Below are 23,346 nucleotides of genomic sequence, written 5' to 3' on the forward strand. Positions count from 1 at the left end.
GAGGTTTCCCTTTTTAAATGTATATTACTTCCTCACATATATAGTCATATCAAAAAGATGGCTGCTGTATTGCTACAGCGCCATCCCTCTCCTAAATATCCATCTATCGATCTGCTGTTACCGCTTTCTTCGATGCTGATTTTCCTGAACCCGGGAGCTTGTGCTCCAAGCCAGACCATTTGGCTACAATCGCTGTGATTAAGAGCGCCAGTCCATTGATGATAAAAATCCAGCGAATAGGCAGCCATCCACCGAGAATACCACCGATAATGGGTCCTGCCATCGTACCGATCTGGGACGCTGACTGATTCAAGCTAAAGGCCCTTCCTCGGAAACCCGGGTCCGTCGCCTGCACAATCATGGCATTGATGGCCGGGAACACAGCCGCGAAGAACAACCCATATACAAACCGCAAAACACCAAAACCGATATAACCTGTCGTGAAAAACTGCAGCAGATTCCCCACTGCCCCACCGACGAGTCCAATAATCAGCACTTTGCCGTAACCGATGCGCTGACCAATCTTCCCCCATCTCGGTGCCATAATGACGGTAGCTATACCTACCGCTGAGAAAATAATACCTGAGCTGAGTGATGCCCTGTCCGGCTGAATACCCATCTCCATGACATAGACCGTAAGCAGCGGCTCAAGAATCATGACGGAAAAGGTACAGATGCCCATCATGCCTAACACCGTAATAAACAGACGATTCGCTCTGGCCTCACGGATATCATCCATGACATGGGAACGCGGCTTATTGCGATTAAAATTCTCCTCTTTTACCCAGAAGGTCGCGATTACCGCAGAGACGAGCACCACAATGGCCGAAAATAAAAAAGCATTTCGATTGCCGTAGTAGTGGCTTACCACACCGCCAATCAACGGACCAATGATCCCGCCCGTAGCTCCGGCGGTGGACATGATACCGAGCGCGTATCCGGTCTTCGCTTCCGGGGTATTCGTACCTACAAGGGCAATCGCTGCCGGAACGAAACCAGCCAGCAATCCCTGAAACAGCCGGACTACGATGAGTGAATATGGGTCCTGTACAAAGTAGTTGATCAAATATAAAACCGCAAGGCTGTATCCCGACCGGATCAGCATTGGCTTGCGTCCGTATTTGTCTGCCAGGGAACCCCAGAACGGAGACACCAGTGCACTGGCCAGAAATGTGATGCCAAAAGCCAGCCCTGACCAAAACTCCAGGTGATCACGAACGCCGAGATCGCCGCTCAGAAACAAGGGCAAAAACGGGATGGAGATTGAATACGCGGTGCTGCAAAAAAATACACCAATCCACAAAATCACCAGATTACGCTTCCACGAGAAGTCCATATACCCACACGTCCTTTCCGTTACTGACGCCCGGGACTGCCGTGGTTTGGAGCGGACGGAACAGACCCGTACGTCCCTGCTGCGGAAGCATTTTCCTTATTTTACACCTATGCTGCCATGAAGACCATCCCTGCACCTGCAAAAGCAAAGCTTGGATTGCCTTCCTGTCCCAAAAAACGGTATGATAGTTGATGGATTATCCCAAAATAATTCCGTTGAAATACATTAAGCAGAGATGCAAGGGGGAACATTCTCATGTCTTTACGATGGAAAAAAACAACTGCTGCATCGCTGATCATGGCGCTGCTGCTTATTGTTATTAGCGGCTGCGGACGCCCTTCGAGCAGCGCTACGGAACCCGTTCCGGCGCCGCCTGAAGGTCAAAACCCGGTAGCCACGATTGAAATGCAGGATGGGCAAAAAATCGTGATCGAACTCTATCCGGATATTGCGCCCAACACGGTATACAATTTCATCTCGCTGGCCAATCAGGGTTTCTATGATGGCCTCATCTTTCACCGCGTCGTTCCAGGCTTCATGATTCAAGGTGGAGATCCGAATGGTAATGGGACAGGCGGCCCCGGATATGCCATTAAGGGTGAATTCACATCCAACGGGCACAAAAATAATCTGAAGCACACGCGCGGAGTGATCTCCATGGCGCGTACAGATAATCTGGACTCAGCCGGGTCACAATTTTTCATTATGCTGGCAGATGCTGATTACTTGGACAATGCTTATGCCTCCTTCGGCAAAGTCACAGAGGGAATGGACGTCGTCGATGGAATTGCGGCTCAAGAAGTGGGCCAGAATGACAAACCGGTTACGGATCAAGTCATGAAAAAAGTGACTGTGGACACGCATGGATTGGAATATCCTGAACCTGTTAAAATGCCTGAGGAATAAACCTCTAGGTACATTACTTACAAACAAAAGCTCTGTCTTGCGATAAATACGCAAGGCAGAGCTTTATTTAATGATAGCGTTTACATATGAGGTTTTAAAAAAAGCCTCTACGCACGTATATATGCAGCAGCTCTGCAACCCGCTGTTCTCACAACATCCACCCCAACAAACGGAACCAGCCAATAATCGCAATCCATAGCGGGCAGCTGAAGGCAATCCCCCATGCAAGCCCTTTCAACATGCTGCGGTCAACTTCCACGAACAACGACTCCTTTCTCCAGGGAATAGTCGCAGTATCGGTAATACTATATGATTTTATACCCGTTTTCATTCGTCACGGACCAGCTGATTTCCTTCTTTTCTTGACTCGATTCATGGAATGGATACCGGGAACCTGATATACTATGACTACGCATCAAAACAGGGAACCTGATTTACGTTGGAGAGGAGAATTTTCCATGGCAAAATCCAAAAAACAACCTGCTGCTCCCAAAGCAGCTCAGGATAAACCAACGACGCTGAAGGATCTGCTCAGCAGCGACGTGCTGGAGAAGCTGAAGGCACAAGCTGATGAAGCCAAGGCTGCCGAAGCCCAGCGCAAGGAAGAGGAACGCCAGCAGGCCGAAGAGGCTCGCAAAGCGGAACAGAAGCGTCGGGATAATGACTTCGAGTATTTATTGAATAACAGCTCGCTGGACTGGAAGAAGCATAAATAACATTTCAGCAAGCGATTCGCATATTAGACGTCATTTCAGATGTAGATGCAGGACCGATTATCGGTCCTGTTTTTTTGGGTTGGGCAAGTATGAAGGATTCTGATTCACCTCCCTTGTGCCGGGTATGTAGAGATAGAGAGTAACGTGAAATCTTATGGACGTGGAGGGATCAGGATGAGTGAACAGCGTTTGAATGGAAAAGTGGCGATTGTGACCGGTGGTGGCTCCGGTATTGGGCAGGCTACCGCGATTCGTTTTGCAGAGCATGGAGCCAAAGTCTACATGCTGGACCGTACACCAGAGAAAGCGGAAGAAACGAAGCAGACCATTGAGCAGGCTGGCGGTGAAGCGTATGTGATTGAATGCGATATTTCCAAGCCGGACCATGTGCAAAAAGCCATTAATCAAGCTGCGGCTGAAGCCGGCAAGCTGGATATTGTATTCGCCAATGCAGGGATCAACGGCACCATGGCGCCGATTGAAACGATGGAACCGGAAGACTGGGACCAAACGATGGAGATTAATATGCGCGGCACGTTTGCAACCGTCAAATACGCCATCCCCCATCTGAAGGACCGTGGAGGCAGCATCATCATCACCAGTTCGATTAACGGTAACCGGGTATTCTCAGGTATCGGGTTCTCTGCATACGCTTCCAGCAAAGCCGGGCAAACTGCTTTTACGAAGATGGCTGCGCTCGAACTGGCCCGTTACAAGATTCGCGTCAATGCCGTATGTCCTGGTGCCATCGACACCAATATCGATGACAACACCTATCCATCCGATGATCTGAAGGATGTACAGATCCCCGTGGAGTTCCCGGAAGGCCATGAACATCCGCTCAAGGGTGAACCTGGTACTTCGGAACAGGTAGCCAACCTGGTGCTTTTCCTGGCTTCCGACGAGTCTTCCCATGTCACAGGTACACGAATCTATGTGGATGGTGCAGAATCCCTCCTTCGGGGATAAGTTATCCACTTCATCATATCGAGTCCTATAAATTAAACATCCCGCATGTCTCCTGAGCTTCAGGATACTGCGGGATTTTCATTGTTCTCCTTTTGCCAATCATACCGCGGAGCTTCTCTCGTTCTTCACCCGGTTCCTCACTCGCTCCGGAATGGCGAAGAACAGTACGTACATGAGCGAAAACAATACGGCTGCCAGTACTTCTTCTCCCACGATATATAACGGGTACGGTCCCAGAAGATCCAGCACGGATGCCGTCTCCGGTTTGTGACGAAGAAACATATAATTGGCTTCCAGAAGCACATCCATTCCATATACAATGAGCGCCGCCACATTAACAAAAACCATCGAACCCACGACCGATCGCCAGCTTGGACGAAGCTGTTCTACCCAGGTCATATAGAGCAAGGCAAGTATAATACAGGCATGAGCCGTAAAAAATTGAATAAAACGAAAATGTGGAACGGTATAACCCAGGTTGGGAGTTACGATCGCCATCAATGCACCTGCAGTCCCTGCAAATAATAACGCCGAATGAAGCATACGACTGCGTGTTAACAGCAGTACGGCCGACAACAACAGGGACAGACTGCACAGCTCCAGCGGAAGCGATGTCCTCACACTCCATACCCCGCCGTAGACATACCAGATCTGAAGCAGCACTTCACAACCTATCATAAAGATGGCTAAGGTGAATCGCAGCACCCTACGTGTGCGTTCCGGCCATGCTCTCAAGTGATTTCTAAACAGGTACAGCAAGATAATCACTATTGCCGTGCAGGCTATTGCCCATATGTGTGAATTCGAAAACATGATAAAAGGCCGTTCATCATAAGGGTCAAGCCACTGGGGATATCCCATGTCCTTCTCCTTCCCATCACAAACAGTGATCCCTTGAAATGTAATATTTTTCATTTTGGCATTAATTGAAGCGAAAGTCTATCCGTTGAATGTTTCAGATATGTGTTGCTTTATAATTATCTTTATGTTAAGATAAATCCAGAACAAAACAAACAAAAAGTTAGCCACTTAATAAAAGTTAAATATATAACTTACACATAATCAAGAATACCCAATCCCAATTATTCAGGAGGAATTAACAATGCAAATCAAAGGACTTCACCACGTATCCGCACTGACCGCACATGCCGCTGAAAACTATCGCTTTTATACCGATGTCATGGGCCTTCGCCTGATCAAAAAAACAGTAAACCAGGATGACGTTTCCGTGTACCACCTCTTCTATGGAGATGAAAAAGGCAATCCCGGCACCGAGCTGACCTTCTTCGAAATTCCGATGGCCGGACAGACACGTGAAGGCGTGAACAGCATCTCTGCTACTTCGCTGCGCGTTCCGAGTGATGTTGCTCTCCAGTACTGGATCAAACGTTTTGACGAATACGAAGTACCTCACGGTGAAATTATGAATCGCGGTGGCCGTGCAACACTCTCCTTTACTGATTTTGAGAACCAGCGTCTGATCTTGGTGTCTGACGAAAACAACACAGGTGTTCCTGGGGGCAAACCATGGGATCAGAGCCCGGTACCGGCTGAATACGGTATTGTCGGCCTTGGTCCTGTACACCTCACCGTTCAGGATGCCTCGTTGACGGCTGCTGTTCTGACGGAGCTGCTTGGATTCCGTCAAAAAGGAACCTACCCTGCTTTTGTTGCAGGTCAACCGGATGTTCTTGTATTTGAATCCGGTGAAGGAGGCAGTGGTTCCGAGGTCCATGTCGAGGAGCGTAATGACTTGCCGATCGAAAGACCAGGGCGTGGCAGCGTACACCATGTGGCCTTCCGGGTGGATAACGAGGAAGAATTGAAACAATGGGTAGAACGCGTTCGCAACTACAGCTTCCCTAATTCCGGCTTCGTCGATCGCTTTTACTTCCGGTCCCTGTACTTCCGTGAAGCAAATGGCATCCTGTTTGAACTCGCAACGGATGGTCCGGGTTTTGATACGGACGAGGAACTTGCTCATCTGGGAGAATCGCTCGCTTTGCCTCCATTCCTGGAAGGCCGCCGGGCAGAGATTGAAGCCAATCTCAAACCTCTGGATACTGTAATTCGTTAATGTCGATTGATCAACATGATTCGCACGGAATAAACGTAAAAACGATTATCACAATGTGTGCTATGGATTTGATCCAGCAACATCATCGTTGATAATCGTTTTTTACGTCTATTTTATTTAACCAAATACGATGTTGTAAGAGGTACAAACAGCGATGAACCTGGATCTTCTGAAACAATCTCCACAAAAACAGCTTCTGTGCCTGATACATCCACGTCCAAGCTTACCAAACCGCTTCCCGGCGATATACTCAGCTTTTTGAGCACCGTATTGTCCTGGTTGATTACCTGTATCTCCTGATTACCAACAAGAGCGGCCAATTCCAGATGCAGGGAAGAATACTTTTTGCCCGTCATGATCTGGAAGTCGTCCCCTTGCTTCACGGAATCGGTATGCAGATATACATCTTTGTAATCCTTGCCTTTGTAAGTAGTCTCCGCAGGATCTTTGGTATGCCATGCTGTAGATCCTAATACAGTTGTTCCAAGTGTACTTAGTGTTACTTTATCCTTTGTTACTGGCCCGGTTCCATTTTCTCCACCAATCAGGACGGATGAAGTTGCACTGTCATAAGTGATTTCCGTTCCGAGCAATGTGCCCACTGCACGCACGGGTAAATACGTTGTTCCATTGTAGGTAATTGGCAGTACCGTCTTGCCATTGGCATCCTTGGCTGTCACGGTTGCTCCATTCATTTTCAGAGAAATCTTGCTGTTCAGATAGGCCTTAATTGGTTCAAGCCCTGTTGCTGCCAGTGCCCCTGTACCAATACCGAGTGTCAGAGTGCCCACCATTAGTCCGATTACGGCTTTTTTCTTCACGATAAATCCCTCCCATACAAAATTGTTATCCTTTATACATTTAAACGACTAAAGTGGTAATGTCAACCACTTTAATTCAATATTTTGGAAATATTTCTGTATAAGAACAGCACAAAGCGAGGCTGAGTATCCCCGTTTTTTTCAGCCCCACCATTCCTGCGCCTGCCTAATAAGGCAGAAGCATAAGTTATTTTTTTATGACAAGCATCGATCCCTTAAATCTTCTATTCCGTGAATTCAATCAAACGATTCATAATACTCATCTTCATACGCTTCTGTACGGTATTCCACGTTCTCGGCCTTCCACTCACCGTCCTGATATACATAGGCAAATGTTAGATCTCCGTCGTACCCGACCGGCCCATAAGCACCGGATGCTGTAACTTCCAACTTGCCGTTCTCCACACTGTAATACACGACATCTCCGAATTGAAGTTCATCATGATAAGCTATGCCATCCGTTTCTTCCTCTATCTGAGAAGGTTCTAACTTCACCCCATCCAACGCTACGTCAATGGTCACTTTTCCAGACGTCACGTTCACTTTGGACTGCATGTGCTGCTTCACCACCTCATCCAGAGGCTGCATGTTCATCTCTTCCAGCGTATCCGGATCTATGATGTGTGCCTGACCCAAATAAATACCCGTCCCGTGTCCGGCAGTGAAAAGCACGATAATTTCCTTTTTGCCGTCCCCATTCAGATCCAGTTCGTGCACTTCGGGTTTGTAAGACCCTCCTTCTCCCTGCCATTTGCTGAATTCACGTGTCTGTCCATTCACTTCAAGAATCATGCCGTTATATATATAACCCGAACCCTCCACTTGCATCGGGTATAATTTCACCTTTTCATTTTCCGGAGCAACGGAAACGTTCTCTTTTTTTACAGGAGTTCTCTCTATTGAGTCAAAGGATGTTTCATTGGTTTCTATATTGGATGCCACGACCCCATCGGTCTGGCTGGATGGATCATCTATGTTAAGCTGTTTTGGTTCATTGGATGTTCTGGCTGCTGAAGTTGTACTAATCGTAACAACCGCCAAAACGATCATCAGCAGGATACCTGTCCAAGTTTTCAATATTCTGGGCTCCTTCTTTTAAAAATGGAATACTACAACTATTATATCGTCATTTATCGCCCAGTCGTTGCGATTTTGTTAATGTTTCATAAAAAAAACTTTACAAACCTCAAATTTTACGAAAGAATGTTCGGGTTTATCCATATAAAGAAAAAAACACCTCGGACACAGCTTATGGCTGCATCCGAAATGCTTTTGTTTTATCCATCAAACGATTCGTTAATTCTCTCAACTCTTCAGCCGAAGAAGAGATTTCCTCCATGATTGCCGTCTCCTCATGAGCGGCATCCATAATCCGTCTGGCCTCGTCTGAGAACGAACCGGCTTTTCCTTGAATTTGTTTCACGTGACCATGCGTCCGTTCAACCCGAACCGTCTGCTCTGCAATTTTGGAGCCGATCTCATGAGCGCCCTTCATGAACACCTCAACCGTCCCCGTCAGTTCCTGCAGTGTCTGATCAACGTTAATGGTGCGCTGGGACTCATTCACGACAAGCCCGTGCTGCTCATGAATCAGCTGTGCTGTATCCCGGATACGCTGCTGAACACGACTGATCGATTCGTTAATCCGGTGAACCGATTGTGTGCTCTCGTCCGACAGCTTGCGAATCTGCTGGGCAACGACAGCGAAGCCTGCTCCCTCTTCCCCGGCACGCGCTGCCTCAATGGATGCATTAAGGGCAAGAAGCGCTGTCTCCTCGGCGATATTTTTGACCGATTGCGTAATGGCTTCAATATCCGAAGCTTCCTTCTCCAGAAGCACCATGATGTCGCGGGAGCGATTATGTGATACGGTCAGCTCGTCCATGCCTTTCATCAGATACGAGAAAGTCTGCTTCGTTTGATCAACCGACCGTTCCATCTGCCCTGACATCTCTGTCATTCCGATCGATTGGGTATGCATGCGCTGAAAATCATTCAACATCTCATCTGCGGTAATCAGTGAATGCTGTGAGGTTACTTTTTGTTCCTCTACCCCTACGGCAATATGATCCACCGCTTCCGACATCATTTCGATCTGTTCAGCTGCCTGGGTAATGGCTTCACTTAGCGATTGCGCATTCTGTGAGGTCGTACGTGTACTATCCGAGATATCGTTTACAATACTTCTTAGATTAACGACCATCGCGCGAAATGCATCATATAAAACAGCAAGCTCGTCCTGTGTACGGCGCTCCGGAATTTCAGCTGTCAAATCCCCTGACGAAACTTGCTGAGCTGCCTTGGACAGGTGAACAATTGGACGTGTCAGCCAGCTTGAGGCAAACCATCCCAGAATTCCGTTCCAGCACACTCCTAGTATGAGTACTAAGGTGATGTACAACCAGCTTGGCATGGAGAAAGAGAGCCAGTCCTGGAGGAAAAATATAAAAAAGCCGCTAGTCCCGTATGTAATAATCGAAATGAGTACCAGACCCGCGACTGTCTTTGCGCCTAAAGTCCATTTCATGCTCGCACCTCGTAGTCCTTTTTTCCTATTTTACCAATCGTCGACCAAAAAACATGTGATCTACATCACTGAAAACACTAAATCAGGAACCCATCTTGTCCCGCACGAATACCTTTTCATCCTTGTGGTGCATAATTTATAAGATAAGTTTGTTACACTTCGATTCACCCAGTTACAAGCCAGGTTAATCCCCCTAATTTTAATTATTATCGGCAACTTGGGTAAAATCATTAAGCCTGGCATCCATTTTGCTTAAGTGATATACTGAGTGCGCTTCGGCATCGCCGGAGCTGACCTATTTTTGGATGCCACTGGAGGCGAAAGAAATGTCTACAATGTCCACACGGACGGAGAAAGATTTTATTGGTGAAAAAGAAATTCCTGCTTATGCCTATTACGGTATTCAGACAGTTCGGGCCGTGGAAAACTTCCCGATTACCGGCGTACCTGTGCACCGGGAGCTAGTTACAGCCCTCGCTGCCGTGAAGAAGGCTGCCGCAATCACGAATATGGAGCTGAAAATGCTGCCGCCGAAAATTGGCGATGTCATCGTGATGGCCGCTGAAGAAATGATGAAAGGTCATCATCTGGATCATTTTATAGTTGACTCCATTCAGGGCGGTGCAGGCACCTCCATGAATATGAATATGAATGAAATTTTGGCCAATCGCGGACTGGAACTGCTGCTGCAAAACAAAGGGGACTACTTCCATTGCAATCCCAACAACCATGTGAATATGTCCCAGTCGACCAATGATGTCATTCCAACGGCACTGCGGATCGCGGCGTATCGGTTGTCTGAAACACTGCTTGATACCATGCAGCGTCTGAAAGATGCTTTTCTAAAAAAAGAACTGGAGTTCAATGATGTCGTCAAAGTAGGACGCACCCATCTCCAGGATGCCGTGCCAATCCGTTTGGGACAAGAATTCGGTGCCTATGCGCGTGTGCTGGGACGCGATATGGAGCGTCTTGAATTTGCGAATCGCCGACTGCTGACGATTAACCTCGGAGCTACGGCAGTAGGAACAGGACTCAATGCCAAACCGGAATACATCGTTAAGGTCACGGAACATTTGTCCGATGTTACCGGACTGAAGCTGCAGACAGCTGATGATCTCGTCGATGCCACTCAAAATACGGATGCTTATATGGAGCTGTCGGCTGCCCTCAAGGTATGCGCGGTCAACCTGTCCAAGATCTGTAACGATATTCGAATGATGGCTTCCGGACCGCGTGCAGGATTCAATGAGCTTCGTCTTCCGGCCCGTCAGCCCGGTTCTTCCATCATGCCAGGGAAGGTCAATCCGGTTATGGCCGAAGTGATCAACCAGGTCTCCTTCCAGGTCATGGGGAACGATCATACCATCTGCATGGCGTGTGAAGCTGGACAATTCGAATTGAATGTCATGGGTCCTGTCATCGCGTTCAACCTGCTGCAATCCCTGAAAATCATGAATAACGGCATTGACGTGTTTACCCGTTATGCTGTGGAGGAAATGGAAGCAAACCGTGAACGCTGTGCACTGATCATGAAGCAAAGCTTCAGCGTTATTACGGCCCTCAACCCACATCTGGGCTATGACGTGGCAGCATCCATTGTGAAGGAAGCCCTGAAAACGGGTGCTTCGCTCCAAGAAATCATTCTGGAACGCGGATTGCTCACCATAGAGGAGCTCGAAGAAATCATGCATCCGGAACAGATGACTACACCAGGCATTGCTGGTGAGCGTTTCCTGCACAATATGTAATGTGGTTTGACTGACCCGAATTCATCATCATTATGGATCCAAAACAGAAGGCCCCTGCACACCGTTAATTCGGGTGAGCAGGGGCTTTATGGTGTTATAGCGCTGATGCTATAAGAATGAAGACTTTAAGACATGAAGGATCATTTAACTCCAGCGCTTGCGCTCAAGCGAAGGAAGGATCTGCAGCTCCTCCCTGTACTTTGCCACCGTTCTGCGGGAGATCCTGATTCCCTCCCCGGCGAGCAGCGCTGCCAATTGACTGTCTGAATATGGCCGGCTAACCTGCTCTGTACGGATGAGTTCCTTCAATCGAAGTTTAACCACTGATGCAGAAGTGGGATCTCCACATGCCGTCTCAATGCCTGTTGTAAAAAAGGACTTTAATTCAAATACTCCATGAGGGGTCTGAATATATTTCCCGCTAACGGCACGGCTCACCGTGGACTCATGCATGTCAATCCTCTCGGCAACGTTGGCCAGACTGAGCGGTTTCAGACCAGCGGGCCCTTCATGCAAAAAAAGTACCTGCTCACTCATCACGGCCGTGAGAACACGCATCAAGGTTCTGCGCCGCAGCTGCACACTGCGCACAATGGCTCTCGCCTCCGCTGCCCGCGCCGACCAGACTTCGTCTTGGGCTCCATGCCTGATCCAGTGGGAACATGCTTCATTCATGGATACACGAAGGTTCCCTGCCGAATGGAGCCCGATATAGATCTCGCCCAGCCGCAGTTCCACCAAGGCATCCGGAATAATGTAACGAGGACGCTCTTGCCGTCCAATGGAACGACAGGGTTTGGGGTCGAGCTGCGTAATGTAATTATACGCAGCCTGTGCCTCATGTGAGGATATACCTAGCCTGGCTCCCGCTTTCCCCGGATGGAAGGGGACGAGTTCCCCCAGCCCGGCCTGAACCATTTGCTCGGCATGGACAACGGCTGACGAATCCCGGCGTATCTGAAGCAGCAAGCACTCATGCAAGCTGCGTGCTCCAACGCCTGCGGGATCCAGCGACTGGAGGATATCCAACCCTGCTTGCAGCCCATCCACAGAGATGCCGAGTACGGATGACAATTCAGCCAAATCTATCTTCAGATAACCGTCGTCATTGACACACCCCGCCAAATATTCAGCTGTTACCTTCACCATAGGCGGGAGATCCAGCAAGCGAATCTGAGCAGACAGCAGCTGCTCAAGTGTTGGCTCAGCACTTTTCACCTGCAGCAGCGGGTCGTAGGAATCGAATGTTCTCTGATTTCCTTTCCGCGGGAGGCGAACCAGAGGTGCAGCGTGCTCCTCCACTTCAAGTACCGGATTCTCTTCGGCTGCTTCCTGCAGATAACGGTTCAAGTCCTGACCGGACAACGTCAGCAAATGAATGGACTGCTTCATCTCTGGCGTCATGGACAGCCGAACACGCTGTTCCTGAACCAGCTGCATCTCCAGCATGATTCTCCCTCCTTCTGTGCGGAATGGAATATATTTTATATTTTCCGGAAAAAGAGTACAAAAGTAAATGCTTGACTACAAGCATCTGCCGCTGCACGCCTCAATACTTCTCGGAGACCAGCTTCGCTTGTGTAAAGAGCAGCAGATAGTCTCTTCCGCCCGCTTTGGAGTCCGTGCCTGACATATTGAATCCGCCAAACGGATGCGTACCAACCAAAGCACCAGTGCATTTCCGGTTAAAATACAAATTGCCAGCAAAAAACTCCCGTCTCGCCAGTTCCAGATGCGCACGATTCCGTGAAATGACTGCACCTGTTAAGCCATAATCCGTGTTGTTTGCAATATGAAGAGCTTCCTCAAACGTATCTGCCTTGATGAACGCGAGTACCGGTCCAAAAATCTCTTCCTGTGCAATTCGGGCCAGCGGGTCAACATCCGCGATAATCGTCGGTTCGATAAAATAGCCTTGGGCATCCCCTGTACCACCGCCCAACACAAGCCTGCCTTCGCCCTTGCCCACTTCGATATATTCATTAATCTTGGCATACGCCTTGTCATCAATAACTGGTCCTACATGACTGCCTACCTCTAGAGGACTGCCCATCGTGAGCTTCTTCGTACGCTCAATGACCTTTTGTAATACCTCATCATATACATCCTTATGAATAATGGCGCGGGAACACGCGGAACATTTCTGTCCGGAAAATCCGAATGCCGAAGCGGTAATGGAGTCCGCAGCCAGTTCCAGATCACTTTCGCTGTCTACAACGATGGAATCCTTACCGCCCATTTCTGCAATCACCCGTTTGATCCACTTTTGCCCTGGAGCTGTGCGGGCAGCCCGTTCGTTGATCCGCAGACCCACATCTCTCGAACCGGTGAAGCTGATAAAGCGAGTCAGCGCATGATCCACCAGATAATCGCCCACTTCGCTGCCCGGGCCTGGTAAATAGTTCACTACGCCATCCGGCAACCCTGCTTCAGTGAGCAGTTCCATGAACTTGGCTGCAATCACCGGTGTCGTGCTGGCTGGCTTCAAGACAACTGTATTACCCGATACAAGCGCTGCAGAAGTCATGCCAGCCATAATGGCCAGCGGGAAGTTCCAAGGTGGAATGACAACCCCCACGCCAAGCGGGATATAGGTCAGTTCATTATCCTCGCCTGCAATGCGGGTCAGGGGCTGAGGTTCACTGAGACGCTGCATTTCTCTTGCATAGAACTCCATAAAATCGATAGCTTCCGCTGTATCTGCATCTGCCTCTGGCCATGTTTTGCCTGCTTCATACACCATCCATGCAGAGAATTCATGCTTGCGCAGGCGCATAAGCGCAGCTGCTTTGTACAGATATCGCGCGCGTTCGTTCGGATCTGTATGTTTCCAGGTACGGAACGTTTCTGCTGCTGTCTGAATTGCCTGCTCTGCCAGCTCCTGATCTGCCTGAAAAATCGTTCCGATCACCTGGTCCTTAGCCGCCGGGTTAACGGAGGTTAACGTGCGACTGCTCGTTATTTTCTGCCCGCCGATAATGATGGAATATTCCTGTCCGAGCTCAGATTCCACCTTGCGAAGTGCGCTCTCAAAGGCTTCCTTGTTCGCTGGTACAGCAAAGGGCGTAAATGGTTCGTTAACAAAAGGGATATTCATGAATAATTCCTCCTTCAGGATGTTGGAATCACTGGCTGCTCGCCTGATTTACCATGCTATTTCACTCTCACCCAATATATGTAGCAAGATCCGTGCCAACTCCGATTAAGAATGAATATTTTAATAAAATTAATGGAAATAAATGATCTGGCATGATTCTTGCTTCATTAAACGGCTATAAGAAGCATGATCCCTAAGGAGGAAACTGGCGTGAGTATTGGAACGGAAATGTACCGTAAAACACTGCTGACCGTTGCAGGCAATAAGGCTGTGGAGAATCTGTCCATCAAATACGGCAAGAAGCTGGCAGGCAAGTTTATCGCTGGCAGCACACTGGAGGAGGCACTGGAGGAGATTCGGGTCCTTAACAACAAAGGCATTATGGCCACACTGGATCATCTCGGGGAAGGCATCACAAGGTTGAGCGAGGCTGCCCAGTATCGTGATGAATATATAAGACTCGTGGAAGGCATAGCTCGCCAAGGGGCAGACTCCAACGTATCCCTGAAGCCAACCCAGATGGGCCTTGCGCTCGATCCGGAGGAGGGTTACCGGAATATCCGATCCGTGGCAGCACAGGCGAAGCTGCATGAGCTGTTTGTCCGAATTGATATGGAGGACAGCCCATTCACCCAGGCTACGCTGGATATTGTCCGCCGCCTGCATGCAGAAGGACTTGATAACACGGGAACGGTACTGCAAGCCTATCTTCATCGTACCGAACAGGATACACGGGACATGATTCGTGAAGGCATACGGCTTCGCCTCGTCAAAGGCGCTTACAAAGAGCCCGCGGCCGTAGCATATCAGAATGCTTCCGAAGTCATTGATCAATTCAAATCCATGATCCGCCAGCATCTGGATCAGGGTGTCTACACAGCGGTCGCTTCGCATGATGACCATATTATCTCGTGGACCAAACAGTATGCCAGAGACCGTGGCATCTCCCCTGATGCGTTTGAATTCCAGATGCTGTACGGGCTGCGCATGAGCGAACAGGAACGACTTGCACGGGAAGGTTATCGCATTCGCTGTTATGTACCTTACGGAACCATGTGGTATCCGTATTACACTCGCCGCCTTGCCGAGAAGCCGGCCAATCTGTGGATGGTCGTCAAAAACATGTTTAGATAATCAGACTTCTCCTATCCTGGTTCGATCGACCGCAGTGAAGCAAATCGTTGGAGCCATGTGAGCCCTTTTTTCTCAGGCCGCATGGTTTTTTTATCCCCTCTCTCAAGTCTCCCTCCTACAATGCAATGTCTAAAAAATATGAAACCCCAAATTGAAATGTCCAAAATTTGAGACACTAAGGAATGTTCAAAAAATAGTAATCACCAGCTTGGTGTCATATAACTTCACCTCCCTATGACTTGAAATGCTCAAACTATTTAGGAACAGTTGCGTAGAGAAGCAACATATTCGTATGTAAGCGTATACCAAACTAATTACTTTTTATTTTATTTAATCCTCCCTATAACACCTACACCTCATGTCAAAAAATATATACACAACTTATTTGTGCCGCTATAATAGGGCTAACCATTCTTTATCGTTAAAATCACTTTGTAGCTGCGCAACAATTCGTATTGCAAGTAATGGCACACAAGTGTCGTTTCTGATTATCATGCTCGAACCCGAGGTGAAACGGATGAAGCATTTACTCCCAGACGTAATGTCCCTTCTGCGAACAGACCTGAGTAGGCTGAAGGAAAGTAGTCATTTGCCTGTTATTTCTTCGTCTACTGCACTGCCCGAAGCCATTCCCTATTTTAGCGAAAGCCCGCACCTGTTGATCCAGGATGAAGGATCCCCTATTGGATATATTGAAGTAACTGATGTTTTGCAGCATATGCTGCAAGCCCATCGCCTCATGGAGGCATATTTTGAAACCACCATTGAAACGGCAGGTACAGCACTTACCCTGATTAATGAAGAAGCCAAGGTGGCGTACTGGACAACGGATGCAGAGCGTGTTTTCTCCATTAACAAAGAGGACATCATCGGACAGCCGGCAGCAGACTTCTTCCCGCCTGACCGCCTTCAATCGCTCAAGACGCTGTACACGGGCGACACGGTCTACCGTAAACAGCACCAGCCCCGTCCGGATCTGTTCGCGCTCATCAATGCACGTCCAGTGGTTCTTGATGGACGTATTGTGGGTGCGGTAGCTGCCGAAGTGGACATAACAACTGAAATCCGCCTGCATCAGGAACTATTACATATGACATCCAAAGTCCAGCACCTGGAGAAGGCCGTGGCGCGGCTGCGTCCGGATTCCGACCCGTTCGCGGGAATCAAAGGCAGCAGTCCGGTCATTAAGCAGTGTCTCGAGACCATACGCAAGATTAGTACTACTTCAGCCACCGTGCTCATACTGGGTGAGAGTGGAACAGGCAAGGAGTTGTTTGCCAAAGCCATTCATGACCTGCGCGAGTCACCATCCGCGCCTTTTATCGCCATCAACTGTGGTGCCATTCCCGCTTCATTGTTCGAAAGTGAGTTGTTCGGTTATGAAAAAGGGGCATTTTCCGGTGCTGATCCCAAAGGGAAAAAGGGGAAAATTGAACTGGCCGAAGGCGGTACGCTCTTCCTGGATGAGATCGGCGAAATGCCGCTGGAATTGCAGGTGAAGCTGCTGCGGGTCCTTCAGGAAAAGAGCTACTTCCCCGTTGGCGGAACACGCATGAAACAGGCGAATTGCCGAATTATCGCAGCCACCAACCAGAATCTGCTTGGCATGATTGCCCAAAACCAGTTTCGGGAAGATCTATACTATCGCCTGAATGTCATCAATCTCATCATCCCTCCTTTGCGCATGCGCAAGGAAGATATATATGAACTGACCCAGACGTTCCTTCAAGAGTTTTCCCTGCTCTATAACCGTCACATTGAACTCGTTCCTCCCGAAGTATTCAAGCTGCTGTTCAGCTACGAATGGCCAGGCAATGTACGGGAGCTTCGCAATGTGATCGAGCGGATTACCATTCTTACAACGGATGGTGAGGTCAAGGCGGAATATTTGCCGGAATCCCTTACCTCACTCATACAGCCTCAATCGTCCACAACAGATGAGACTGCATTGCTGCATGTCATACCGGTACAACCGACACTCTCATCAACCAGCGAATCTCCGGATACCATTGCAAAAGGAAACGAGAGCGAATCCTTCGAAGTCTGCCCCCTGTCTTATCAGGAAAGGCTGGATTCATATGAAGCGAATCTCCTGCGTCAGTGTCTGATCTCGGCAGGTGGCAATAAGCGTACACTCGCCAGGCAGCTAGGCATCTCCAGAGCCACGCTCTATAACCGAATGAAGAGGCTTGGTCTATGACCAGCCTCTTCTGTATTTCATGATCCATATCGTTTATAACACTCGTGCAAGACGAATCAACGCGGTTCGCAGATGGCGGTAAAACGTGGCCCGGCTCATGGAGCAGGCCTGGGCTGCGGCCGTTGGATTACCCGCATGAGTCCAGTAAGCTGCATAGAGGAGCATCTGATCCTGCTGGGAAATTCCGTGTGCACGCCCCTCCAGAAGATCCAGAACATGCATCTGCAGCTGTATCCCGTCTCTCACACTACTCACCCGCGCAGCATACTTTTGCAGTTCACCCGGGGAGTGTAAATGCGCCAGCATTTTTCGCAAATCCGACTCAGACCACGTAATCCGTTCCGTTCCCTCACTCGTCGCTTCATACGGCAACCGGCTCCCTTGTTTCTCGGGATTCAGCAACGACATTACCCATTCTCCAAATAATCCATTACGCAAATCCAGGTCCATGACATCAGCCTGATCCTCATATCGGTCACAGATACGTGTACGCGTTCTTCTCATCCGAAAACCGATGCTCTGTAAAAACAGCTTCAGATTCGGATTGGTTGCCACCAGCATGACTCTTGCTCCATCACCCAGGAGGGACAGCCTGTCCAGGGCCATGTAGCCCACGAGCTCTTCACGTCTATATCCGGGTACGTTATCACGGGCAGCAGCCAGTACGGCAAAATGAGTATCCGTCTGATCCGGATCGCATGCGAGTTCCTGCGGGCTAAAGCATTCTTCCATTTCCGCCGGGAAATATCTTAACAGCATCTCACTGCTCTCCCGGTGGACAAGTACCGTAATAAACATGGCAATTGGCTCCCCGTTCTGATTACGCATCAGCACAATTCCTTCAGGGTAACGCTGTGCCAGCTCATCCAGAAATGGGCGATAAGGCTCAGCCTGCCACGGCTCCACACTGTATTCGCACCATTCCTTCAATAAGCTGTGCAGCAAGGGAAGGTCTCCTTCTCGCATGACCTCCAGCGGTGAAAAGAGGGCCTCGGTGGATACATCCGCATATTGGCGATGCTGAAGCATGGATTCCTGACAGAGCAGGAGCATTCTCCGGGCAATCTGCCGCTGTTCATGTGGTCCGGCCTGCGCATGCAGGGGCAGCAACAAGCTCGCGATACGTACCCGCATGGCTTGCAGCCGCTGCGGTTCACGCTGACGAAAATCCCGAAGCAGATGTACTCTGGCCAGGTCATGCAGTGCCAGGCCATCCGGAACGGAGCGAATGAACGACATCCGCTTCAGCGCCAGGTATTCGCCGAGCGTCACCTCCGTTTGCAGAACTGAGGATAACAATTCCTGATTGGCGGTTTCGAGCAGCGTGAGCACCTCAATCATGGGATGCAGACTTGGAAGCGTCAATTCGAGCAATAAGCGTGCACTGATCATATAGGACAGTTCGGCCCACTCCGCAAGAGGTACGTTTCGCCGATGATCGGCAGCTTCCACCGCGAGGGCAAGTCCAAACGGATGCCCGTCCGTCATTCGTGCAATCGTGCCTGCCATGCTGATATTCACAAGTCCTGCACCAGCAATGTACTCCGATACTTCTTCATTCGTGAAATGCTGAAGCGGCATCTGCACCAAGTGCTGCCTCAATCGGGGATGCATTCGCCATGCCGTAGCCGGTTCGGATCGTGAGGCCAGTATGATCAGCACCCCGCTGGAGGAGAGTTTATTAACGAAAACCTCCATAAACCAACTTTCCAGCAAAGCAAGTTCTTCATAGTTATCCACCGCAATGACCAGTCTTTTGTGAACCGACGTCTCACTCAATCGGCTAAGTGGGCGGAGATGCCCCTCACTCCCCAACGTTTCCAGTCCCAATGTCGAGGACAGATACTCCAGAAAGACCGAGGGGGTTGAACCACAGGATCTGCCATCCATCCATATGGACGTAGCTCCCCGACTACGGGATACCGATAACATCTCCGAGAGCAGGGAGGATTTCCCGATCCCTCCCATACCCGTTACCGAAAAAATGGTCAAAGGTGCTTCCGGATGGTCAAACCAGCGATCCAGAATCATTAATTCCTTGACTCGTCCTACAAAACGTTTGCCACGGTCATAGTGTCTATCGCTCTGTACCTCACTACTGTTTCCCATTTGTGCCCTCCGTACTAGATACTGGTACTTTACGCTAAGCCTTATACAAATGCTCAATATACGCCATTCACTTGCAAAATTGAGACTATTTTGAGACGCGCACTAACCTATAAAATGATAAAATCTCGAAGTAAGCCAAATTATGGATAGGTCCCGAACAGCATCATGCAAACGTTTAACACGGGATACATGCGCTTTATTTTCTATAATCTTACCATTGCATAAACTTAATTAACTGTTCCGCCCATCGAGCACACCAATCTAGTCGCATTTGCGAAAACCTGTTGCTGAAGTACATAAGCACTTACCGATCTCAAACTCCTTGCTTCCCTTCCAAAACCATACTGATTGCAGGAAAGGCGGATTTGTGTGAGAAAAGAACTCGATATCTGTAATCTGAGCGGACAACTCGGAATCCAACATGAAAAGCTGGCTGATTGGTTGAAGGAACACGGAATTCTGTCCCATGAGGCTGAGGCAAAGGGCCGTTCTGTTCAAACGTCGCCTCCGTACAGATTGGCAACCCCCACATCTTTATCACTCGCTCCCTCAACAGGTCAACCCAAACTCTTTCGCGGCAGGCGTTCCATGTCCGGTCGTTCGATACTGCCAGAGCTGCGTCCATCCCGTCGTATCGGCAAAAACTACTAAACTACACTTCGGGTGCACCCCATTATCAGGAATGATGAGTCTGTTCATCCTCCATCATCGCGTTAGCAAGCAGCGCCATTTCCAGGCATATTCTTCTTTCCTGGTCCATAAAACCAGGTCCCATCAGCTCTTCCAACTTCTCCAATCTGTTGTACAACGTCTGTCGATGTATAAACAATTGGGCAGCAGCGTCGCGCTTGGAACCAAAATTCTTCAAGTAGGCTTCAAGCGTCTCCACAAGCTGAAGATGATGTGTACGGTCGTATTCGATCAGCACACCAAGATGGTCTTGCACGAAGGACTGAAGGAAGGATTGAGGCAGTGCCTTCAACATTTGATATATACCCATACGTTCGTAAAAGCAGATATGTTCCATCCGATTCACTGAACGTGAAACTTCAATAACCTGAAACGCTTCTTGAAGACTGTCCGGCATGCTGGTCAGGCGGTTGCGAATTTTGCCAAACCCGGCATAGATCGCAACCTGCTTCAGGTTACGGCTCGCAAAGCGTTTTACATCTCCAATGATGCTTTCGAGGGACCTAACCAGCTTATGGGAGGTGGATGCAGCACTCTCTTCCTTGGCACAGCACAGGTAGACCTGGTTATTTTTCAGCATGATCAGGCTCGGCAGATTGTTCTTCTTCAGCAAGGATCTTAACAAAACCAGAATATCCTGATGATTCGCCTCCATCCGTTCACGTCCGGTCCCCCTCAGCTGATGCTCAATCTCAATCACTCCTCCTGCAAACCAGTACTGTCCCTTCACCAGCAATCGGAGTCCCATACGGGTCTGTGCCTGTTCTTCCTGATGGATATGACCATTCATCAGGTCCTGAATTAATTCATTCTGATTGCGGACCATCTTCTCTTCGAGAAACTGGGAACGAAGCGTCAGTGCGGCTGCCGCCTTCGCCGTGTAATCAAGCAGCAGTTTGAGATATTCCACTGGCGCAGAGGGATGCACCACCATACCTACAGCCGAGAACACCTGACCAAAGCAGACCACCGGATGACACAGCAGCGTATGCTGTTCATCGATGCGAAACCATAGCTCGGTATCCGAATCGTTCAGATCCAAATGCTCTACTTCCTGTTCATACCATGTATAGATGGCCTGCTCCATCTCCGGGGGAAGACCGGGGACAAAGCTGCCTGGCTCCATGGACGAAATAAAGACAACCGGTTTGGCCGCATATTCATGAAGCAGATGGAGTACGGCAGACATATCGGTGCTCTGCAATGTCCGCTGCTGCAGCTGACGGGAGTATGCCTCCAGACTCTTCAGCAGCTGATGCTGATGATTAATGAGCAGCGCATGAATATCCTGCGTAATCTCCACGAACCTTACTGGCTGTTCGAATACAATCAGCGGAAACTGATGTCTATCCGCCAGTTCAATTAATTGTTCGGGAATGCCATGAATGCTGGTGCCAAACTCCACACACAATCCTGCCGCATCACTATGAATCAGCTGGAGCAGATATTCTTCACGCCCCTCTTCCGATTGAAGCCACAGCCCTGTGGATAAAATAAGATCATGGGGGCTGACATACGGAGAGACGTTGGTAATCTCCAATACATGAACCCATCCAACCTGACGGGATGTTCCCCCGCTTCCTGCAACCAGACGCGCTCTGGCAAAGACAGGGCGTGCCAACAGATCCTTTATCGTAAACACACGATCATTTCTCAATATCGATCCCTCGTAATGTTATTTTTTCTTACATTATAATTCATGGACAAATGTCCTGAACAGCCCTTTTCGACATAATGTTGATTGAATCTCTTGAAACATAGACATTAAGTAAGGTGCAAAACCGTTACTCAGGTCATAAACTTGTAGTATAAGTTGACAACCATTAAATGGACGAGGTGCATGGGCATGAAAATCGGTATCCCAAAAGAAATCAAAAATAATGAAAACCGTGTAGCCGTAACCCCTGCCGGAACGGCTGACTTTGTCAGAGCAGGGCATCAAGTCATGATTGAGCAGGGTGCAGGATTGGGCAGCGGATTCACAGACAGCGAGTATGAGGCGGCCGGAGCAGTCATTCAGACTCAGGCCCAATCCGTTTGGTCGGAAGCTGACATGATTATCAAGGTCAAAGAACCTCTGGCGAGTGAATATAGCTATTTTCGTCCCGAACTGATTCTCTTCACGTATCTGCACCTGGCTGCAGAACCTGCGCTGGCCCAAGCCCTCATCGAAAGCCGGGTGACTGCCATTGCGTATGAGACCCTGGAGGTTAACGGCACCCTTCCCTTGCTGACGCCAATGAGCGAAGTTGCCGGACGGATGTCGGCTCAGATCGGGGCACAGCTATTGGAGAAAACGGAAGGTGGCAAAGGCATTCTGTTATCCGGCGTGCCTGGCGTCAGCCGCGGCAAGGTTGCCATTATTGGCGGAGGTACGGTCGGTACCAATGCGGCCAAAATTGCGATTGGTCTCGGAGCGGACGTGACCATCCTCGACCTGAATCTGAATCGCCTGCGCCAGCTGGATGACATATTCGGCAACCAGATCCATACGCTGGTATCCAGCGCATCCAACATCGCAGCTGCGGTCGCTGAAGCGGATCTGCTGATCTGTGCGGTGCTGATTCCCGGCGCCAAGGCGCCCAAACTTGTCAGCGAGCAGATGGTCAAAACGATGGCACCCGGCTCGGTTATTGTGGATGTCGCTATTGATCAGGGCGGAATCGTAGAGACCATTGATCATATTACGACCCACGATGAACCGACTTACGTGAAGCATGGTGTTGTACATTACGCGGTAGCGAACATGCCTGGCGCGGTGCCGCGCACATCCACATTGGCGCTGACCAACGCCACCATGCCTTATGCGCTGCAGTTGGCCAACCATGGTGCAGCCTCCGCGATTCGCGGCAGTGCATCCATTCGCAGCGCGGTTAACGTGCTGAATGGACATATCACGTATGAGGCAGTGGCCCGGGATCTCGGGCATGCCTATGTTCCTGCAGGACAGGCGCTGGAGCATCCCGCCGCTGTCCAGTAATCTGTAGCTGATCGGTTCCCACCCGGCGTCTTA

General features: G+C 49.4%; 18 protein-coding genes. 9 read left to right on the top strand and 9 right to left on the bottom strand.

The features are described 5' to 3' along the window. Window positions 1–103: 103 nt before the first annotated feature. Window positions 104–1,336 (bottom strand): MFS transporter, encoded by a 1,233-nt coding sequence (locus GUA98_RS11875; protein WP_193723119.1) that lies wholly within the window; start codon window positions 1,334–1,336, stop codon window positions 104–106. A gap of 255 nt (window positions 1,337–1,591) precedes the next feature. Here GUA98_RS11875 and GUA98_RS11880 point away from each other — a divergent pair, with 255 nt between their 5' ends. The 3 genes from GUA98_RS11880 (at window position 1,592) to GUA98_RS11890 (ending at window position 3,927) form a co-directional block, all read left to right on the top strand. After that, window positions 1,592–2,242 carry a peptidylprolyl isomerase gene (locus GUA98_RS11880; RefSeq protein WP_193723120.1) on the top strand — a complete coding sequence of 217 codons (651 nt, stop codon included), beginning with the start codon at window positions 1,592–1,594 and terminating at the stop codon, window positions 2,240–2,242. A gap of 458 nt (window positions 2,243–2,700) precedes the next feature. Next, complete coding sequence (locus tag GUA98_RS11885) at window positions 2,701–2,958, top strand: YqkE family protein (protein WP_110821486.1); 258 nt, start codon at window positions 2,701–2,703, stop codon at window positions 2,956–2,958. A 174-nt stretch (window positions 2,959–3,132) separates the two neighbouring features. After that, window positions 3,133–3,927 carry an SDR family oxidoreductase gene (locus GUA98_RS11890; protein ID WP_153977212.1) on the top strand — a complete coding sequence of 265 codons (795 nt, stop codon included), beginning with the start codon at window positions 3,133–3,135 and terminating at the stop codon, window positions 3,925–3,927. Between the two features lie 99 nt (window positions 3,928–4,026). Here the strand turns inward: GUA98_RS11890 and GUA98_RS11895 are convergent, their stop codons facing one another. Further along, the gene (locus GUA98_RS11895; protein WP_321573868.1) at window positions 4,027–4,842 is read right to left on the bottom strand and encodes a TIGR02206 family membrane protein; all 816 of its coding nucleotides are present in this window, start codon (window positions 4,840–4,842) and stop codon (window positions 4,027–4,029) included. A gap of 187 nt (window positions 4,843–5,029) precedes the next feature. On the opposite strand from GUA98_RS11895, the gene GUA98_RS11900 reads away from it, so the two are divergent. Then, window positions 5,030–6,004, top strand: a complete 975-nt coding sequence (locus GUA98_RS11900) for a ring-cleaving dioxygenase (protein WP_153977210.1) — start codon at window positions 5,030–5,032, stop codon at window positions 6,002–6,004. 113 nt (window positions 6,005–6,117) lie between these two features. Here GUA98_RS11900 and GUA98_RS11905 read toward each other — a convergent pair whose 3' ends face one another. From GUA98_RS11905 to GUA98_RS11915, 3 genes are all read right to left on the bottom strand, one after another. After that, window positions 6,118–6,825 (bottom strand): stalk domain-containing protein, encoded by a 708-nt coding sequence (locus GUA98_RS11905; RefSeq protein ID WP_153977209.1) that lies wholly within the window; start codon window positions 6,823–6,825, stop codon window positions 6,118–6,120. 237 nt (window positions 6,826–7,062) lie between these two features. Beyond that, entirely contained in the window at window positions 7,063–7,902 is an 840-nt protein-coding gene (locus GUA98_RS11910; RefSeq protein WP_193723121.1) for a hypothetical protein, read from the bottom strand. A gap of 172 nt (window positions 7,903–8,074) precedes the next feature. Then, window positions 8,075–9,352 carry a methyl-accepting chemotaxis protein gene (locus tag GUA98_RS11915; protein WP_193723122.1) on the bottom strand — a complete coding sequence of 426 codons (1,278 nt, stop codon included), beginning with the start codon at window positions 9,350–9,352 and terminating at the stop codon, window positions 8,075–8,077. Between the two features lie 326 nt (window positions 9,353–9,678). Here GUA98_RS11915 and GUA98_RS11920 point away from each other — a divergent pair, with 326 nt between their 5' ends. Next, window positions 9,679–11,103 carry an aspartate ammonia-lyase gene (locus tag GUA98_RS11920; RefSeq protein ID WP_193723123.1) on the top strand — a complete coding sequence of 475 codons (1,425 nt, stop codon included), beginning with the start codon at window positions 9,679–9,681 and terminating at the stop codon, window positions 11,101–11,103. A gap of 144 nt (window positions 11,104–11,247) precedes the next feature. Here the strand turns inward: GUA98_RS11920 and rpoN are convergent, their stop codons facing one another. Both rpoN and pruA read right to left on the bottom strand, forming a co-directional pair. After that, window positions 11,248–12,552: an RNA polymerase factor sigma-54 gene (rpoN, locus tag GUA98_RS11925; RefSeq protein WP_193723124.1), complete on the bottom strand. Its 1,305-nt coding sequence runs from the start codon at window positions 12,550–12,552 to the stop codon at window positions 11,248–11,250. 100 nt (window positions 12,553–12,652) lie between these two features. Next, window positions 12,653–14,200 carry an L-glutamate gamma-semialdehyde dehydrogenase gene (pruA, locus tag GUA98_RS11930; protein ID WP_193723125.1) on the bottom strand — a complete coding sequence of 516 codons (1,548 nt, stop codon included), beginning with the start codon at window positions 14,198–14,200 and terminating at the stop codon, window positions 12,653–12,655. 210 nt (window positions 14,201–14,410) lie between these two features. Here pruA and GUA98_RS11935 point away from each other — a divergent pair, with 210 nt between their 5' ends. Further along, window positions 14,411–15,334, top strand: coding sequence for a proline dehydrogenase family protein (locus GUA98_RS11935; protein WP_236146699.1), 924 nt, complete (start codon window positions 14,411–14,413; stop codon window positions 15,332–15,334). Between the two features lie 517 nt (window positions 15,335–15,851). Next, the gene (locus GUA98_RS11940; RefSeq protein ID WP_153977203.1) at window positions 15,852–17,534 is read left to right on the top strand and encodes a sigma-54 interaction domain-containing protein; all 1,683 of its coding nucleotides are present in this window, start codon (window positions 15,852–15,854) and stop codon (window positions 17,532–17,534) included. A 33-nt stretch (window positions 17,535–17,567) separates the two neighbouring features. Here the strand turns inward: GUA98_RS11940 and GUA98_RS11945 are convergent, their stop codons facing one another. Beyond that, window positions 17,568–19,643 carry a hypothetical protein gene (locus tag GUA98_RS11945; protein WP_193723126.1) on the bottom strand — a complete coding sequence of 692 codons (2,076 nt, stop codon included), beginning with the start codon at window positions 19,641–19,643 and terminating at the stop codon, window positions 17,568–17,570. A 369-nt stretch (window positions 19,644–20,012) separates the two neighbouring features. Here GUA98_RS11945 and GUA98_RS11950 point away from each other — a divergent pair, with 369 nt between their 5' ends. Further along, complete coding sequence (locus tag GUA98_RS11950) at window positions 20,013–20,294, top strand: hypothetical protein (RefSeq protein WP_153977201.1); 282 nt, start codon at window positions 20,013–20,015, stop codon at window positions 20,292–20,294. A gap of 25 nt (window positions 20,295–20,319) precedes the next feature. On the opposite strand, the gene GUA98_RS11955 is transcribed toward GUA98_RS11950, so the two are convergent. Then, window positions 20,320–21,990, bottom strand: a complete 1,671-nt coding sequence (locus tag GUA98_RS11955) for a PucR family transcriptional regulator (protein WP_193723127.1) — start codon at window positions 21,988–21,990, stop codon at window positions 20,320–20,322. 189 nt (window positions 21,991–22,179) lie between these two features. On the opposite strand from GUA98_RS11955, the gene ald reads away from it, so the two are divergent. After that, entirely contained in the window at window positions 22,180–23,313 is a 1,134-nt protein-coding gene (gene ald / locus GUA98_RS11960) for an alanine dehydrogenase (protein ID WP_193723128.1), read from the top strand. The last annotated feature ends 33 nt before the right edge of the window (window positions 23,314–23,346 follow it).

It is taken from the genome of Paenibacillus sp. P13VS, assembly GCF_015143645.1.
In the GTDB taxonomy this organism is placed as follows: domain Bacteria; phylum Bacillota; class Bacilli; order Paenibacillales; family Paenibacillaceae; genus Paenibacillus; species Paenibacillus xylanilyticus_A.

Bases quoted from the DNA above. Each gene is read 5' to 3' on its own strand.
- GUA98_RS11875 (WP_193723119.1), bottom strand. From the start codon at position 1,336: ATGGACTTCTCGTGGAAGCGTAATCTGGTGATTTTGTGGATTGGTGTA.
- GUA98_RS11880 (WP_193723120.1), top strand. From the start codon at position 1,592: ATGTCTTTACGATGGAAAAAAACAACTGCTGCATCGCTGATCATGGCG.
- GUA98_RS11885 (WP_110821486.1), top strand. From the start codon at position 2,701: ATGGCAAAATCCAAAAAACAACCTGCTGCTCCCAAAGCAGCTCAGGAT.
- GUA98_RS11890 (WP_153977212.1), top strand. From the start codon at position 3,133: ATGAGTGAACAGCGTTTGAATGGAAAAGTGGCGATTGTGACCGGTGGT.
- GUA98_RS11895 (WP_321573868.1), bottom strand. From the start codon at position 4,842: ATGAAAAATATTACATTTCAAGGGATCACTGTTTGTGATGGGAAGGAG.
- GUA98_RS11900 (WP_153977210.1), top strand. From the start codon at position 5,030: ATGCAAATCAAAGGACTTCACCACGTATCCGCACTGACCGCACATGCC.
- GUA98_RS11915 (WP_193723122.1), bottom strand. From the start codon at position 9,352: ATGAAATGGACTTTAGGCGCAAAGACAGTCGCGGGTCTGGTACTCATT.
- GUA98_RS11920 (WP_193723123.1), top strand. From the start codon at position 9,679: ATGTCTACAATGTCCACACGGACGGAGAAAGATTTTATTGGTGAAAAA.
- rpoN (WP_193723124.1), bottom strand. From the start codon at position 12,552: ATGCTGGAGATGCAGCTGGTTCAGGAACAGCGTGTTCGGCTGTCCATG.
- pruA (WP_193723125.1), bottom strand. From the start codon at position 14,200: ATGAATATCCCTTTTGTTAACGAACCATTTACGCCCTTTGCTGTACCA.
- GUA98_RS11940 (WP_153977203.1), top strand. From the start codon at position 15,852: ATGAAGCATTTACTCCCAGACGTAATGTCCCTTCTGCGAACAGACCTG.
- GUA98_RS11945 (WP_193723126.1), bottom strand. From the start codon at position 19,643: ATGGGAAACAGTAGTGAGGTACAGAGCGATAGACACTATGACCGTGGC.
- ald (WP_193723128.1), top strand. From the start codon at position 22,180: ATGAAAATCGGTATCCCAAAAGAAATCAAAAATAATGAAAACCGTGTA.